The organism is Mycobacterium sp. RTGN5 (assembly GCF_033804465.1).
GTDB lineage: Bacteria > Actinomycetota > Actinomycetes > Mycobacteriales > Mycobacteriaceae > Mycobacterium.
In genome coordinates, this window is sequence record NZ_JAPZLA010000001.1 from 2451286 (window position 1) to 2465200 (window position 13915).

At 64.9% G+C, this 13915-nt stretch carries 13 protein-coding genes and 1 pseudogene; 2 read left to right on the forward strand and 12 right to left on the reverse strand.

Translation table 11 applies throughout. The features are described 5' to 3' along the window. Nucleotides 1-299: 299 nt before the first annotated feature. The 10 genes and pseudogenes from SLQ31_RS11975 to SLQ31_RS12020 form a co-directional block, all read right to left on the reverse strand. Nucleotides 300-644, reverse strand: a complete 345-nt coding sequence (locus SLQ31_RS11975) for an RNA polymerase-binding protein RbpA (protein ID WP_319432510.1) — start codon at nucleotides 642-644, stop codon at nucleotides 300-302. Between the two features lie 324 nt (nucleotides 645-968). Beyond that, nucleotides 969-1703 carry a TetR/AcrR family transcriptional regulator C-terminal domain-containing protein gene (locus SLQ31_RS11980; RefSeq protein ID WP_413641967.1) on the reverse strand — a complete coding sequence of 245 codons (735 nt, stop codon included), beginning with the start codon at nucleotides 1701-1703 and terminating at the stop codon, nucleotides 969-971. A gap of 92 nt (nucleotides 1704-1795) precedes the next feature. After that, nucleotides 1796-3034 carry a thiolase family protein gene (locus SLQ31_RS11985; protein WP_319432514.1) on the reverse strand — a complete coding sequence of 413 codons (1239 nt, stop codon included), beginning with the start codon at nucleotides 3032-3034 and terminating at the stop codon, nucleotides 1796-1798. Nucleotides 3035-3076: 42 nt separating this feature from the next. Next, nucleotides 3077-4708 carry an acetolactate synthase large subunit gene (locus SLQ31_RS11990; protein ID WP_319433067.1) on the reverse strand — a complete coding sequence of 544 codons (1632 nt, stop codon included), beginning with the start codon at nucleotides 4706-4708 and terminating at the stop codon, nucleotides 3077-3079. A 75-nt stretch (nucleotides 4709-4783) separates the two neighbouring features. Then, nucleotides 4784-5731: an aldo/keto reductase gene (locus SLQ31_RS11995; RefSeq protein WP_319432516.1), complete on the reverse strand. Its 948-nt coding sequence runs from the start codon at nucleotides 5729-5731 to the stop codon at nucleotides 4784-4786. After that, nucleotides 5728-6459 (reverse strand): cysteine hydrolase, encoded by a 732-nt coding sequence (locus SLQ31_RS12000; RefSeq protein WP_319432517.1) that lies wholly within the window; start codon nucleotides 6457-6459, stop codon nucleotides 5728-5730. The genes SLQ31_RS11995 and SLQ31_RS12000 overlap by 4 nt, the downstream gene beginning before the upstream one ends. 69 nt (nucleotides 6460-6528) lie before the next feature. Beyond that, a complete protein-coding gene (locus SLQ31_RS12005; RefSeq protein WP_319432519.1) occupies nucleotides 6529-7116 on the reverse strand; it encodes a TetR/AcrR family transcriptional regulator in 588 nt (195 codons plus the stop codon). 327 nt (nucleotides 7117-7443) lie between these two features. Next, the gene (locus tag SLQ31_RS12010) at nucleotides 7444-9021 is read right to left on the reverse strand and encodes a glycosyltransferase (RefSeq protein ID WP_319432521.1); all 1578 of its coding nucleotides are present in this window, start codon (nucleotides 9019-9021) and stop codon (nucleotides 7444-7446) included. A gap of 142 nt (nucleotides 9022-9163) precedes the next feature. After that, nucleotides 9164-9586 (reverse strand): annotated as a pseudogene (locus tag SLQ31_RS12015) (MgtC/SapB family protein); the annotation flags it as partial. 94 nt (nucleotides 9587-9680) lie between these two features. Beyond that, nucleotides 9681-11057 (reverse strand): cytochrome P450, encoded by a 1377-nt coding sequence (locus tag SLQ31_RS12020; protein ID WP_319432523.1) that lies wholly within the window; start codon nucleotides 11055-11057, stop codon nucleotides 9681-9683. Nucleotides 11058-11371: 314 nt separating this feature from the next. Between SLQ31_RS12020 and SLQ31_RS12025 the strand changes: the two genes are divergently transcribed. Together SLQ31_RS12025 and SLQ31_RS12030 are read left to right on the forward strand one after the other, a co-directional pair. Then, the gene (locus SLQ31_RS12025; protein ID WP_319432525.1) at nucleotides 11372-11761 is read left to right on the forward strand and encodes an STAS domain-containing protein; all 390 of its coding nucleotides are present in this window, start codon (nucleotides 11372-11374) and stop codon (nucleotides 11759-11761) included. Nucleotides 11762-11791: 30 nt separating this feature from the next. Next, nucleotides 11792-12262 (forward strand): ATP-binding protein, encoded by a 471-nt coding sequence (locus SLQ31_RS12030; RefSeq protein WP_319432527.1) that lies wholly within the window; start codon nucleotides 11792-11794, stop codon nucleotides 12260-12262. A 1-nt stretch (nucleotide 12263) separates the two neighbouring features. Here the strand turns inward: SLQ31_RS12030 and SLQ31_RS12035 are convergent, their stop codons facing one another. Further along, nucleotides 12264-12674 (reverse strand): Zn-ribbon domain-containing OB-fold protein, encoded by a 411-nt coding sequence (locus SLQ31_RS12035; protein WP_319432529.1) that lies wholly within the window; start codon nucleotides 12672-12674, stop codon nucleotides 12264-12266. A gap of 2 nt (nucleotides 12675-12676) precedes the next feature. Continuing rightward, entirely contained in the window at nucleotides 12677-13882 is a 1206-nt protein-coding gene (locus SLQ31_RS12040; protein ID WP_319432531.1) for a thiolase family protein, read from the reverse strand. Nucleotides 13883-13915 lie beyond the last annotated feature (33 nt).

Sequence of the window (13915 nt, forward strand, 5' to 3'; positions counted from 1 at the left end):
CTGCGCGCGCGAACAACGGCAGCCTGCAATCAAGTCTGCTGTAGCACTCGCCCCGGTACGTGGGTTATTCCCTCGGGCGGTGGAATATCCTCGTCCTCAACAGGAATCATCTGTTCTGTGCGATCCGTCTGCGCCTTGCACACAACACATTGCCGGCCGAGGGTGATCTTCCGAATTGGCTTGTCAGGGAACAGATTATGGAAGCAATCAAAACAAATCTTCTGAGTCATCAGATCAGATCTTTCAGTCAGAGGACGCGGTATCGGTCGATGGTCCTCACTCCCGGCCGAGACGCGAACCTAGTTGCCTCGGCGACGGGACTTGATGATCTCGAGGCGTTCGTTGAGCAGAACCTCGAGTTCCTCGATCGAGCGGCGTTCCCGCAGCATGTCCCAGTGCGTGCGCGGCACCTTGACCTTCTTGGGTTCCTTTAGGCCGCCAGCGTCGAGCAGGGTGCCTTCCAAGCCGTTGCGGCACTGCCAGGTGTCGGGAACTTCGGCGTCAAGGGCGAAGGGTATGTCGAACTCCTCGCCCGTCCCTGTGCGGTACCTAGCGACATGACGCGCCGCCAAGTCATGGTTGCGGTCGGTCTCGTAGCTCACCGCTCCGAGGCGGCTGCCCCTCATGACGCGATTATTTGCCATCAGCAGCAGTTCTCATCGCACGAATCGCGTGACCGAGGACGGGTGTCACCGCGTCCTGATGGTTCGCGAATGCGCACCAAAAATTATCGAGACGGCTATTCATTTTTCCCACTTACTTCGAAGGCTCATCAGAGACCTTCGAGCCTGGTGCTGGACCTCAAGTAGACCTTCCATCAATGCTGCTGTCAACAACGTTAACACTGGCTGTAAACATGCAATGTTGACATGGATTTCGGAGCGCCCCGAGGGTTAAGCGGAACGGCCCGCGCTGTTCGATGCGCCGCCTCTTAATTGTTGCGGGACACGCGCTTCCACGCCCGTGTATCAGGGTCGGTCCGGCGGTGCCAGTGTGGCGGTCAGGCCCAAGAATAGGAGATCGAGGCCGCGGTCGAGTTCAGCGGCGCCGTCATAGTTCGCCAGCGCCGACGCCAGCGCGCGTACCTGTGGGAACTCGGTCACCGCGAGCCGATGTAGCCCCAGGCGCAAGACATCGTCGGTCTCCTCCGGTCGCTCGATGACTTCCTGGAGCTCGGTGAGGATGTGGCCATGCAGGTATCCGAAGAGCACCCGGTAGATGTGCAGCGCGTCTGCCCCGCTGAAGCCCGCCGAGGTGAGTAACGCGAGTACCTGCTCTAGTGGCCGCAGCATCCCCAACGGTCGTCGCCCCAGCGGCGTAGCAAGTGGCCGAGTCACCAACAGCGGCACCGCATTTGGATGCGCGAGTGCCAACCGGCGGAAGTCGTGGGCCACGACGCGCAGCTGGCTCGTCCAGTCCGGATCTGTCGTGTCCACCCGTAGCTGTCCGAGCACGATTTCGGCGATCCCATCGAGCACTGCCGCCTTGTTCGTGACATGCCGATAGATCACCGTGGGATCGCGGCCCACCTCGTCGCTGAGGCGGCGCATCGACAAGCCCTCGGCGCCGTCGCGGTCTACGATCCTCAGTGCGGATTGCAGGATCACCGATCGGCTGACCTGACCGTCGTCGTGCACGGCAGGCGCGATGGCTGGGTCATTTTCGGCAGTGCGGGTACCGGTCGCGGACCGCGGCTTCGTCATCGCGGTGGCGCCGCGCGGAGTCTGTTTCCGGATCACGCGTCGTATGTTAACGCTCGACGTCTACTTTGTTGACAGGCTCGTGAATCCGTACCTCACCGTGCCTGCGGGTTCTCCAGGACCAGCGCGACACCCTGCCCCGACCCGATGCACACCCCGGTCACCCCATAGCGCGCGTTGCGCTCCCGCAGCTCGGTCGCCAGGGTCAGCACGTAGCGGGTCCCTGAGGCGCCGAACGGGTGCCCGGTGGCCACCGCTCCGCCGTTGGGGCTGAGCTTGTCGTCGGGGACGACGAACCCGTCGAGCTGGTTGGTCAGCTCGCGCAGCACGCCCAGTGCCTGGGCGCTGAACGCCTCGTGAATCTCCCAGACGTCGACTTGCTCCGGCTTTAGGCCAGCGCGCTTGAGCGCCAACGGAATCGCCCATGCCGGTGCCAATCCCATCACCAACGGATCGAGCGCGTACACCGCCGACGACACCACTCGGGCCAACGGCTCGATGCCCAGCTCGGCTGCCTTCTCACCGGAGGCGATCACCACCGCACTGGCCCCATCGGTCAGCGGCGACGAATTGCCCGCCGTCATCTGCGTGGTGCCGGACTGGACCGGCAGGGCGGCCAGCCGTTCGGCGGTGGTGTCGTCGCGGATGAACTCGTCGTGCTCGAATACCCGCGCCGCAGTCGTCTTGGTGGCCGGCAGTGGCACGGGCATGATCTCTTTGGCCAACCGGCCGGAATCGCGGGCCGCCGCGGCCCGCTGCTGAGACCGCAGGGCGAACGCATCGATCTCCTCGCGCGTCAGGCCGTACCGGTCGGCCACGTTCTGCGCCGTCTCGATCATCGAGATGTAGGCGTTGCGCGCCAACAAGGCTGGATTCGGGGGACCGCCGGCCCCGGCCCACATCGTGTCGAGCAGGATGACCGGGCCGCGCGGGGAGAACGGTGCGTCCCCCTTCATGTAGGCCCAACCCGACCGTGACATCGATTCGACGCCGCAGGCGATTCCGATGTTCAAGTCGCCGGCCATGATCGCGTGGCTGATGCTGACCGTCGCGCTGACCGACGACCCGCAGAATCGGTTGATGGTGGCGCCGGGGACGCTGTCGGGGAAGCCCGCTGCCAGCGCAGCCCACCGGGCAATGTCGCCCAATCCCTCGTGGGCCGAGTTCACGCAGCCGGCGATGATGTCTTCGATCTGGTCGAGGGCCACCCCGACGTGCTCGCAGGCGCCCCGCATCGTCATCCCCAGCAGATCATCGACCCTCAGGTGGGACAGCGAGCCGCCATAACGTCCAAACGGTGTGCGTATTCCACCGAGGACGAACGCGTCAGTCATCGTCGAAACCTATGCCCGGCAACGACACAAGTAAAGAGTCCGTCAGGACAGCGACTCGTCCAGCTCACCCAGCGAGGCGATCAGTGCGCTGTTGGCCGAATAGTCGACCGGGCATGCGATCACGCTGACCGTGTCCTCGGCAAGCGCCTGGCGCAACGTCGGCAGCAGTTGGTCGGCCGCCGAAATGCGGTAGCCCGTCGCGCCGAAACTCTCGGCGTAGGCCACGAAGTCAGGATTCCCGAAATGGGTGTCGACGTTGTGGCCGATCTCCAGATCCATCTTCCAGCTGATAAGCCCGTAGGCGTCGTCCACCCAGATCAGGATCACGATCGGGGTGCCGAGCCGCAGCGCGGTCTCGATCTCTTGGGAGTTCATCAGGAACGCCCCGTCGCCGGTGGCGACGAGCACCTTCGCGGCGGGTTGCGCGATCTTGGCGGCGATGGCGCCGGGCAGCGACCAGCCCATCGTCGAGAGCCCGTTGGAGATCAGACAGGTATTCGGTTCATAGGTCGGGTAGAGCCTGGCCATCCACATCTTCAGCGCACCGGTGTCGACCAGCACGATATCGTTGCGCTGCAACGCCTCCCGCGTGTCGGCGACGATGCGGGCCGGCGCGAGCGGGAACCTGTCGTCGTCGCGTCCCCGGTTGAGCTCGCCGGCGAGCAGCTCACGGATCCGTTCGCCACCGTGGGCGGACGGATTCTCCCGCGTCACCGCTGCGGCCAGCGCATCAAGGCTGCGTCCGATATCGGCCTGCAAGCCGACCGCGACGTCGTAGTGGGAGTCCACTTCGGCGGGAAAGCGGTGGATGTGGATGATCTTGGCATCGCCGCGCGGATTGATGCGGATCGGGTCGAACTCCTGCAATTCGTAGCCAGCGGCCACGATCACGTCGGCGGTGTCGAAGCCGAAGTTCACGTAGTCATGGCGCATGAAGCCGACCGCCCCGAGCGCCAGCGGATGGTCATCGGGCAGCGCACCCTTGGCGTGAAAGGTTGTCGCGACCGGGATCTCGAGGGATTCAGCAAACCGGCGCACCGCATCGGACGCGCCGCTTCGCGCGGCTCCGTGACCGACGAGCACGATCGGATTGCGTGCCGAGCGCAGTATCTCGGCAGCCCGCTGCACCTGGGCGAGTGACGGATCATCAGGACGCGGGACGTTGATCGGCAGGGGAGAGGCCCCCGACGGTGCGGCGGCGGACTCGACGTCCTCGGGCACCGCGAGATACACCGCCCCGGGGCGCTCGGTCTGGGCGAGCTTGAACGCCTTGCGGACCATCTCCGGCACGGCCGACGGTGTCGCGACCAGCGCCGACCACTTCGTAACCGGTGCGAACATCGAGATCAGATCGACGCCCTGATGCGATTCCTTGTAACTGCGCCCCATCCCGACCTGTGCCGAAAGGGCAACTAACGGCGTGGAATTCGTGATCGCATCCGCGACGCCCAACAGGAGATTGATGGCGCCGGGGCCCAGCGTTGCCGAGCACACGCCCGCGCGCCCGGTCAACCGCCCGTAGACCTCGGCCATGAACGACGCACCCTGCTCGTGGCGGGTCAGCACGTATTCGATCGGTGACCTCGACAGCGCCTCGATCAAGCGGATGTTCTCCTCGCCCGGAATGCCGAAGACGTGCGTCACGCCCTCGTTCACCAGGCACTCGACGATCAGTTCCGCTGTCGTTCGACTGGGTTCGTCCACATCCACGAGCCTAGCTGCGTCTCCGGTCGCAGTGCAGGCAATCGTTCAGCTGCCGCGCGGCACCTCGGCGAAGCCCGGCTCACCGCCGTCGACAACCGAATTGAACCGGCGCCGGGTCTGCAGACGCTCACTGATCTCAGCGATCGCGCTGTCGGGAAGCGCGGTGACATCGACGTTCTCGCTGATGCGTCCGGGATTCACCGACGAGGTGAGAACGGCTGTGCCGCGCTGAATTCCCCATGCCAACAGCACTTGCGCGGGGGTCTTCCCGTAGCGCCGAGCGATGTCGACGACGAGGGGATCATCGAGCAGCCGAGGCTCGAGTGCATGCCCCAACGGGGCGAACGCCAGCACCACGATCCCTTCGGTCGCGCAATATTCATGCAGGTCCCACTGCGGGTGATAGGGGTGCGACTCGACCTCGACGACGGCCGGCTTGATCCGGGCGGTGTCGACGATCTTCCTGGTGCCGTCAGCGTCGATATCGGACAGGCCGATCGCTCGGCAAAGCCCTTGATCGACAAGCTCTTCCATCGCACCCCAGGTTTCCGCCAACGTCACGCCGTCGTCGTAGACGACAGCTCCCTGCGGGTCGCGAGGGTCCTGATCGTCACCAGGCTTGAACGCGAACGGGGTGTGCACCAGATACAGATCCACTTCGTCGAGACCCAGCCTGCTCAGGCTCGCGCGCAGGGCGGGCCCGACCCGTTCGGGACGGTGGTTGTTGTTCCACAGCTTCGTGGTCACGAACAGATCCCCACGCCGGACGGTCCCCTCGGCGAACACGTCCTTGAGTGCCAGACCGACTTCGTCTTCGTTGCGGTACCGCTCGGCACAGTCGAGATGGCGGAAACCCTGCTCGACTGCGAACATGGTGGCAGCGCGCGTTTCTCGGGTATCTGAGACCAACGTCCCGAACCCGAGGGCGGGCATGTGTCCGGCGCCGTTGTTCAGGGCGAACCGGTGCTGGCGTGGGTTCTCGATCGATGTCATGATGCTTCGCTTTCCTGGGAAGGTTCTTGCTGGAGCAGCGCGACCGCCTCGGTCGTGGTCCAGACGGCGCTGGCGAGAAATCGGAAGTTCACGAGGGCGGCCAGATAGCCGTCGCCTTCGGGTAAGCGCGGGCCGGCGGTCGCGTCCTTGACGACGGCTACCTCGAACCCCTGCTCGACCAACTCGCGCAGGTGGCCCTCGACACACAGATTGGCCGCCATTCCGGCGAGCACGACCTGGTTGATACCGCGCTTGCGCAATTGCAGCACAAGATCATTCGACTCCGGACCGACGATCTTGTGCGGGGAGGTGATCACGGTGTGACCGTCGTGGAGGTAGTCCTGGAATTCGGGCAGGAAGTCGGCGCCGGAGCCGGCGAATCCGTCGGTCGTATAGGCGCCCATGCGCGCGAACATGCCTGCGGCAGTCATGAATTGTTCGAGCGGATCACCGAACCGCCACTGCTTGTCGGTCGGGTAGAAGTAGTGCGGCGAGACCACGACGGCAACTCCGGCCGATTTGGCGGCTCGTAACAGCTCGCCGATGTGCGCGACGGTGTCGTTGTCCCGGATGCTCGCACCGAAGACCGGCCACGAGACCCCGTCGGGACTGAGGAAGTCGATCTGGGGATCGGTGATGACGAGTGCCGCGTGCTCGAGGTCGAGCTCGAATCCGGACGGCGGCAGTGCGGGGTTGTGCGGCTCGGCGTAGGGAGAGTGATCGGGCATGCTCCGAACATAAATGACCGGTCGTCTATAAATCAAGTGTTTGTGAGATGGTGTGCCCGAGCGCACACGTCAGTGCAGGAGTGCCGGGATCGTGACGGCTTCGAATCGGTCGTATGGGGTGCGGCTGCGCGTCACCTTTCCGCGGAGCGCTGCGCCTTCCCAAGCCTCGATCAGCAGCGATGCCAGCTCGGCCGCACCGATGTGTGCGCGGATGTCCCCGGCGCCCTGGCCGGCCTGCACACACTCCGTGAGTGCGCCGCCCCAGCTGTCGAGAATCCTTGTGAGCTCGGTTCTTACTGGTTCACTCGAACCGCTGAGCTCGAGCGACAGATTGCCGACCAGGCAGCCGAGCAGGAAATCGCCGGCCTCGTGTTCGTCGGCCAGGGCGTGGAAGAAGTCAGTGATGCGCTCCCGTGCCAATCTGGACGCGCCAAGGATCGGCACGAGTCGCGACTCGATATCGGCCCAGTAGTGCTCGAGCACGGCCGCCGCGAACGCCTCCTTACTGGGGAAGTACGCGTAGAACGATCCCTTTGGGACCCCGGCCGCATCGGTGATGTCCTTGACGCCGCTGGCCGCGAATCCACGCGCATGCACCAGCGCAAGGCCTGCGGCAAGCAGGCGGGTCCGCACCTGAGGGTTCGACGGCCGTGGCATTCCGCGATATTAGCCGACCGGTCGCTTATCGCGATGCACGCCGTCGGGGCACAAGGTTCCATACCGCCAACACCGCGTAGAACAGCGTGTTGATCACGACGAACCCGACAAACAACTGAAACCACACCGAGTCGATCATCGGCGCCGCCCAACTGGCAAAAGCTGTGGGTGCTCCTGCGGCAGTCGACATACTCATCTGGGAGAAACGGCGCCCCCCACCACTTCGTCCTCCACCACTGCGTCCTCCACCGGGGCGTCCACCACCGGGACGGCCGCCACCGGGACGCCCTCCACCAGAACGTGGGCGGGGGGTATTTATCCTGCGGCTCATGGTGTTTCCGCCTCTCGCTGGACGTAATTCCACCCTGACTTACGACCAATGACGATGTCGAACAGCGACTTGACGTACACGGCTTGGATGATCAGGTCGTACCCGATCTCGATGACCAGTGGCAGCGCGAGAAGGCGACCCCGCCATCCGGCGCCCCAGACAGTAACCACGCGCTCAACGACGAAGATGAGCCCGATCGCGGACCAAATCGGGTCGAAATAGATTGTCCGCGTTGCCGACCACATGACGACCGCGAGCAGCAGATAGCTATTCAGGGCGATCGTGCCGTAGCCGATCGCCAGCTGCTGGAACCAATAGGTCGCTGTCGCGCGGGTGAAGCCGTAGGCGCCGACGTTCTCCAGGGCACCGCGCTCCCAGCGCATCCGTTGTTTCCAGAGCGCAGGCAGCGACGGCATCAATTCGGTGGTGACCCGGCACTGCACCGGAGAGCGCATTTCGGCCCCGAGTGACTTCAGCGCGATGGTCAGCTCGTTGTCCTCGGTCATGGCCGCGGTGTCGTAGACCTGACCGGCGACACCCGGGATCAGCGTGCCCCGGGCGTCGGCCACTGCCTTGAGCGCGTAGGCCCGGAATACGCCCGCGGTTCCGCTCAGTACGAATACCCGGCCACCGCGGCGGCCGATCTCGCGGGCGTACCGGACGTATTCGTTGCGCTGTAGCTGCTGGATGAGGCCCCTGTCCTGTTCGCCGTAAAAGACTCCGCCGACAGCCATGAGGTCGGCGTCCGCCTCGAAATGCTCTAACGCCGTCTGCAGAAATTCGGGGACGATAACGGAGTCGGCATCCATCACCATCACCAGGTCCCCGACATCGATGTCGGCCTCGAACATCCTTGTCAGCGCCTGGTTCAGTGCGCCCGCTTTCTTATCCGAATTGTCGACGGTGGTGAGGACCTCGGCCCCGTGCTCTCGGGCGACGGTGGCGGTGTCATCGGTGCAGTTATCGGCGACGACGACCACCCTGTCCGGTGGCCGCGTCTGCGCCCACAGCGACTCAATCGTTGCCGCGACGGTCAGCTGCTCGTTGTATGCGGGCACCAGCACGGTGAGGCGCAGCGAGGTCTGGGCCGCGTCGCGCAGCTCGCTGTCCGGAACCTCGGGCGCATTGGTGATGCGCTGGACAGCGCCGGGACCGAGGGGAGTCAGTAGTAGGCGGCCCACCCGGCGGAGTTTGCGCGACGGATCAGGGATATTTCGATCGCGAGCCAGCACCCGCATCGCGGCCGCGGCGTGGAAGGCGGTCAGAAGGACGATGAGGGCGGTCGCTGCTGCGCCGACCGTCAAGAGCAGCGACCAGGTGAGGATGTGTGTGGTCGCCGCAAAGGGCAACGGGTCATTCCGCCAATGCCGCACGCCAACCCATACGGCCGGCAGGACAAGGATCAGGCTGAGCGCGAAGAGTATCGCGGTGAGCAGGCCCAGTCGCGGGGCTCGCTGCCGGTATGGCAGAGGGGCCGACCCTGCCCGTTCGACGGGATTGACCGCGTTGCCGGCGATGATGCTCGTGGCGTACATCTCGGGCGGGGTGACACCGCAGCCCTCATGGGCAGTCAAGTGCACTGCGTGACGCCCGGCCGAGGGATGGTGACCTTGGCCTGACTGCCCTTCGGGTTGGCGCTGCGGTGTCAATTCGCGACACCATCTGGCGACGCGTTACGCGTCAAGAGTCGAGCTCCTCATGGCCGGGCTTGTGAGATTTGCGGTCAATCCACCTCGCCAGCGGATAGAGCAACCCGTTGCTCGCCACGATTATCACCGCGCCCATGACCGCTTCGCGCCACATCCACACGCCGCAGAGGGCACCCACCGCCGCCGTCGCCCACAGCGTCGCAGCAGTGTTGAGACCAATCACCGTCATACCGGCCTTAAGGATCACGCCGGCACCCAAAAAGCCTATGCCCGTGACAATCTGGGCAGCGACCCGGTTACGGTCGCCCTGGTCGGGAAAGGCGTAGGCACCCATGATCGTGAACAGCGCTGCGCCCATGCTGACGAGCGCCATGGTCTGCAACCCGGCCAGCCGCGACCGCCACTGACGTTCCAGTCCGATTGCGACACCGAGCAGAGTGGCCAGTCCCACGCGGACGAGCAGCTCCAGTCCCGGCTGGTCCAGGCTCATATCGTGGATCTTCGCACGTCACGGGGGTGTGGATGTGCTTTTCCGCGTTCGCTTCAGGTTCTTCGGGTCCTGTGGACTTCGAACGCAGGCGTAGTCAGCTCTTATTGGCGTGGTGCACCTTTGGGCCGGCAACATCTGCTGTCGGCTGCGGAATCTTCGGGCGCGACACGGTAATCCGCGCACCGCGTTTCGGTGTGAGGATCACATGCTTGACCCGCTGCCCTTCGCCGCGCGCCGTCGTTGTCACTAAATCGGCTCTCCGCAACACTTCTCGCAGCACCACCCGCATCTCGGCCATCGCGAACGTCGCGCCCAGGCACCGGCGCGCGCCGCCACCGAACGGCAGCCATGTCGTCGGGCTCAGCGTCGCCCCGATCATCCGGTCCGGATCGAAGCGCTCTGCATCGGGGTACACCCGGTCATCGGCATGCACCAGACCCACCCCGGGCGCCACCATCACGCCGGCGGGCAGCAGATACCCGGCAATCTCCACCGGCTGCTTCAGGATCCGACCCACGTCGAACACCACCGGCCGGTTGCGCAGCGTCTCCTTGGCCACCGCGTCCAGGTACTCGTCGCCCTCGGCGTCGCCCGCCTCGGCGGCCTGTACCGCCTTGGCCAGCACCGCGGGATGTCGCGTCAACCGCTCCAGCGCCCACGACAACCCCGTGGCCGTGGTGTCGTGCCCGGCCACCAGCAGCGTCATCAACTGGTCGCGCAGCTCGGCGTCGGTCATCGTGCGCCCGTCCTGATCGGCGGCGCGCACCAACATGGCCAGCGCGTCGGTCCGAGAGGCCAGCTCCGGATCAGCACGACGCTCGGCGATCTCGGCATACAGCAGACGGTCCGCCTCTTCGATGCGCCGGCGCACCCCACGCCACGGCCGCCGCCGCTGCAGCCTCGGCATGCCGATCGCCAACAGTTGGAACGCCGACAGATTCAACAGCTTGGGCAACACCTCGCGCAATGCAGCGAGCCGGGCGGGATCACTCGCGCCGATGACCAGGCGCACGATGATCTCCAAGGTGATCTGTGACATCTTCGGTGCCACCGCGAACGGCCTGCCCACCGGCCAGTCGGCGATATTGGCCGCCGCGATCTGCGCCATCACCGCGGTCTGACGTGCCACCGCGTCGCGGTGGAAGGGCTCCAGCATCAAACGCCGCCGGTCGCGGTGCACCTCGTCGTCGACCACCAGCACCGATGCCGGACCCAGCAAACCGGACAGCATCGAGTTCGCTTCGCCGGCATGGTAAATCGCGGGGTCGCCGGCGAACACCTGTTTGATGTCGGCCGGGTCGTCGAGATAGACCAGCGTGCCCATCTGGGCGATCCGCAGCGTGAACGTCCGGCCGTAGCGCCGCCGGCACGCCGACACGAAGCGCGGCCAGTAGCGCAGCATCAGCACGGCCTGAATCGCAGGTGGCAACGAAGGTCCCGGCGGCAACGTCGGCGTCGGAGAATTAGCCATCACCTCAGCATAGGAACCGCGTGCGCGTGCTCGGCGAGATCGACGAAAAGGTGCGATTTGCTGGCACTAAGGCGCCCGTTTGTCGGTTTGGGCGATACCGGCACGCCTGCTGGCGTTAGCCCTCGATCCCACATTTGAAGGCGGTGTACGTTAGCCTTTAGTGGTCTCGCCGGGATATTTGTTGGCGTGAACCCCGCGCCGTAAGAAGACCGGCGCAGGCCTGCTATCAAGTTCTTGCCAGGTTCAGAACGACAGCCTCGCAGAGACGACGTATTCGCGAGCGTGCCGTCAGGTACGCGCAAAAGAGGTGAATCTTGGACGAGCAAGGCACTGCCGCCACCGGAACAACGACCGCTGCCAACACGGGTTGTGAGATCAGCGAGGAGTGGTTCGGGCGCACGGTCGTCATCTCCGTAGCTGGCGTGGTGGACATGCTGACGTCTCCGCAATTGGAGACCAGCATCACTACCTCGCTGAGCAAGAACCCGACCGCGATCATCGTCGACATGTCAGATGTCGAATTCCTCGCCTCGGCGGGGATGGGCGTCCTGGTCGCGGCCCGTGACAAAGCGTCTGCCGAAATCGGCTTCGGTGTCGTGGCCAGCGGGCCCGCCACAAGCCGGCCCCTCAAACTGGTTGGTTTGGCCGATATCATCGGCCTCTACGAGACTCTCGAAGAGGCGCGCGCCGCATTGGGTGGGTAAAACTCGGAAGTTGGGTATAAGAGATTTGCCATGACGACACCGAGTTACCAATGCCCCAGCGCTGACGGTGACCGTTTCATCCGTAATGATGTCGTCGCTGATGCGCACAACGCAGCCAGGGTTCGTGACGAGTTCGCGACCTGGCTTCGTGCGCGCGGAGATCTCGACAGGGTTCGGTTCAGCGACGTAGTCCTTGCGGTCAACGAAGCGCTTGCCAACACAGCCGAGTTCGCCTATCTGCACAGCGGCGGCCCCGGCACCATCGATGTGGAAGCCGTCCGGGACGGCGGCAACCTGACCATCACCATCGCCGACCAGGGCCGTTGGCGCGAATCCACCCCGGCCACCCAAAGCCGGTCGCGCGGTCGTGGCATCCCGCTGATGCGCGCCTTGGCCGATGACCTCACGATCGATTCCTCCGCGCTGGGCACCACGGTGTGCCTGCGCTTCGAGCACTTCCACGCCGTCCAGCGAGACGACGCCGACTCAGTCGTCCGCTAGCTCAAGCCGGTTCGTAGCGCAGCATCGTCACACCGGAATCGGGGTAGTCGACGAACACCGGCTGCAGTCGCATACCGACTTCCAGATCGGCCGGCTCGGCGTTGACGATCTCGGTGGAGAATCTCGGCCCTTCGTCCCACTGCACCACCGCCAGCAGCTGCGGCACGTCCCCGGCGAAATGCGGCGCCGTCGGCCGGTAGGCCACCGTGTAGGTGTACAGCGATGCCGCCCCGGAGATCTCCCGCCACTGCAGGTCGTCGGCCAGCGTGCCGGGCGCCAGCACCCGCGGATAGAACACGTAGCGCTGCGCCGACGGCGAATACTGGATGCGAATCGTATGTTCGGCCAACGCATCCCAGAACGGCTGGGTGGTCGGCGTCGGGATCGGCATCGGCTTGGCGAAATCGCCCATGACTAATCGCCTTCCAGAACGAGGGTGGTCTGTTCACTCAAGATGCCGCCGTTGCCGGAGACGAACGCCCGGTTGCAGTCGGCCACCTGGGTAGCGCCCGAGCGGCCCATGATCTGGCGGGTGGCATCGCAGATGTGGTGCATGCCGCCTGCGGTGCCGGCCTGGCCGTAGCCCAGCTGTCCGCCTGCGGTGTTCATCGGGAAGTCGCCGCGGAACGTCAGGTCGTGCTCGGCGATGAACTGCAGGCCCTTGCCCTTCTCGCAGAAGCCCGCGTCTTCGAGGCTGAGCAGCACGGTGATCGTGTAGCAGTCATAGATCGACACCATGTCCATGTCGGCGGGGGTCAGCCCCGCCATCGAAAACGCCGACGCAGCGGCCTTGATCATCGGTGTCTGCAAAAGCTCATGGGCGTAGGTGGGTGTCTTGTAGGGCACGCGCTCGCCAAATCCCTTGACCCACACCGGTCTATTGCTGCCGCGGCGGGCGAGCTCGGCATTGGTGACCAGGACGGCCGCGCCGCCCATCACCGGCATGACGATCTCGAGCATATGCAGCGGTGCGGCGATCACCGGGCTGTTGACCACGTCGTCGACGGTTATCGGGGTGTCCTGGAAGATCGCTCCCGGCGTGTGATTGGCGTTGACGCGCTGGTCGACGCTGATCTTGGCCATCGTGCGTTCGTCGTAGCCGTAGGTGGCGCCGTAGAGGGTCGCGACCTGCCCGTAGGGGCCGTTCTGCCCGAGATTGCCGTACGGGATCTCGAATTCGGCCTGCGGGGAGCCATACCGGTTGCTCGACGCTCCGAAGTACATCAGCTCGCTCACATCCAGCGGCTTCTGCGCGCTGACCGGGGTCATCGGCGTCGCGGGGATCACGCACAACACCGCGTTGCACAGGCCCAGCTCGATGGCCGCCGCCGCGCGCCACACCATCGCCACTGCGCTGGCCCCGCCGAGGTCGACCATCTCGGCGAAATTGGCTTTGATGCCCAGATATTCGATGACAGTGGAGGGCACGAAGATCTGCGATTCCTGCACATGGGTGGTGCAGATGCCGTCCACATCAGACGCCGACAACCCCGCGTCGGCCAGCGTGGCCGCCGCCAGCCGGGCCCATTGTTCGAGGGTGAACTCCAGTGGTCCGGTCGGTCGTTTGGTGGAGGGGAGTTCGGTGTAGCCGACGATCGCGGCCTCTCCGCGCAAACCCATTCCGCTGCCCTTCGTCGAATCATTGCCCAATAA

Excerpts from the sequence above, each read along its gene's own strand:
- SLQ31_RS11975 (WP_319432510.1), bottom strand. The coding sequence starts at position 644 with ATGGCAAATAATCGCGTCATGAGGGGCAGCCGCCTCGGAGCGGTGAGC.
- SLQ31_RS11980 (WP_413641967.1), bottom strand. The coding sequence starts at position 1,703 with ATGACGAAGCCGCGGTCCGCGACCGGTACCCGCACTGCCGAAAATGAC.
- SLQ31_RS11985 (WP_319432514.1), bottom strand. The coding sequence starts at position 3,034 with ATGACTGACGCGTTCGTCCTCGGTGGAATACGCACACCGTTTGGACGT.
- SLQ31_RS11995 (WP_319432516.1), bottom strand. The coding sequence starts at position 5,731 with ATGACATCGATCGAGAACCCACGCCAGCACCGGTTCGCCCTGAACAAC.
- SLQ31_RS12000 (WP_319432517.1), bottom strand. The coding sequence starts at position 6,459 with ATGCCCGATCACTCTCCCTACGCCGAGCCGCACAACCCCGCACTGCCG.
- SLQ31_RS12005 (WP_319432519.1), bottom strand. The coding sequence starts at position 7,116 with ATGCCACGGCCGTCGAACCCTCAGGTGCGGACCCGCCTGCTTGCCGCA.
- SLQ31_RS12020 (WP_319432523.1), bottom strand. The coding sequence starts at position 11,057 with ATGGCTAATTCTCCGACGCCGACGTTGCCGCCGGGACCTTCGTTGCCA.
- SLQ31_RS12030 (WP_319432527.1), top strand. The coding sequence starts at position 11,792 with ATGACGACACCGAGTTACCAATGCCCCAGCGCTGACGGTGACCGTTTC.
- SLQ31_RS12035 (WP_319432529.1), bottom strand. The coding sequence starts at position 12,674 with ATGGGCGATTTCGCCAAGCCGATGCCGATCCCGACGCCGACCACCCAG.
- SLQ31_RS12040 (WP_319432531.1), bottom strand. The coding sequence starts at position 13,882 with ATGGGTTTGCGCGGAGAGGCCGCGATCGTCGGCTACACCGAACTCCCC.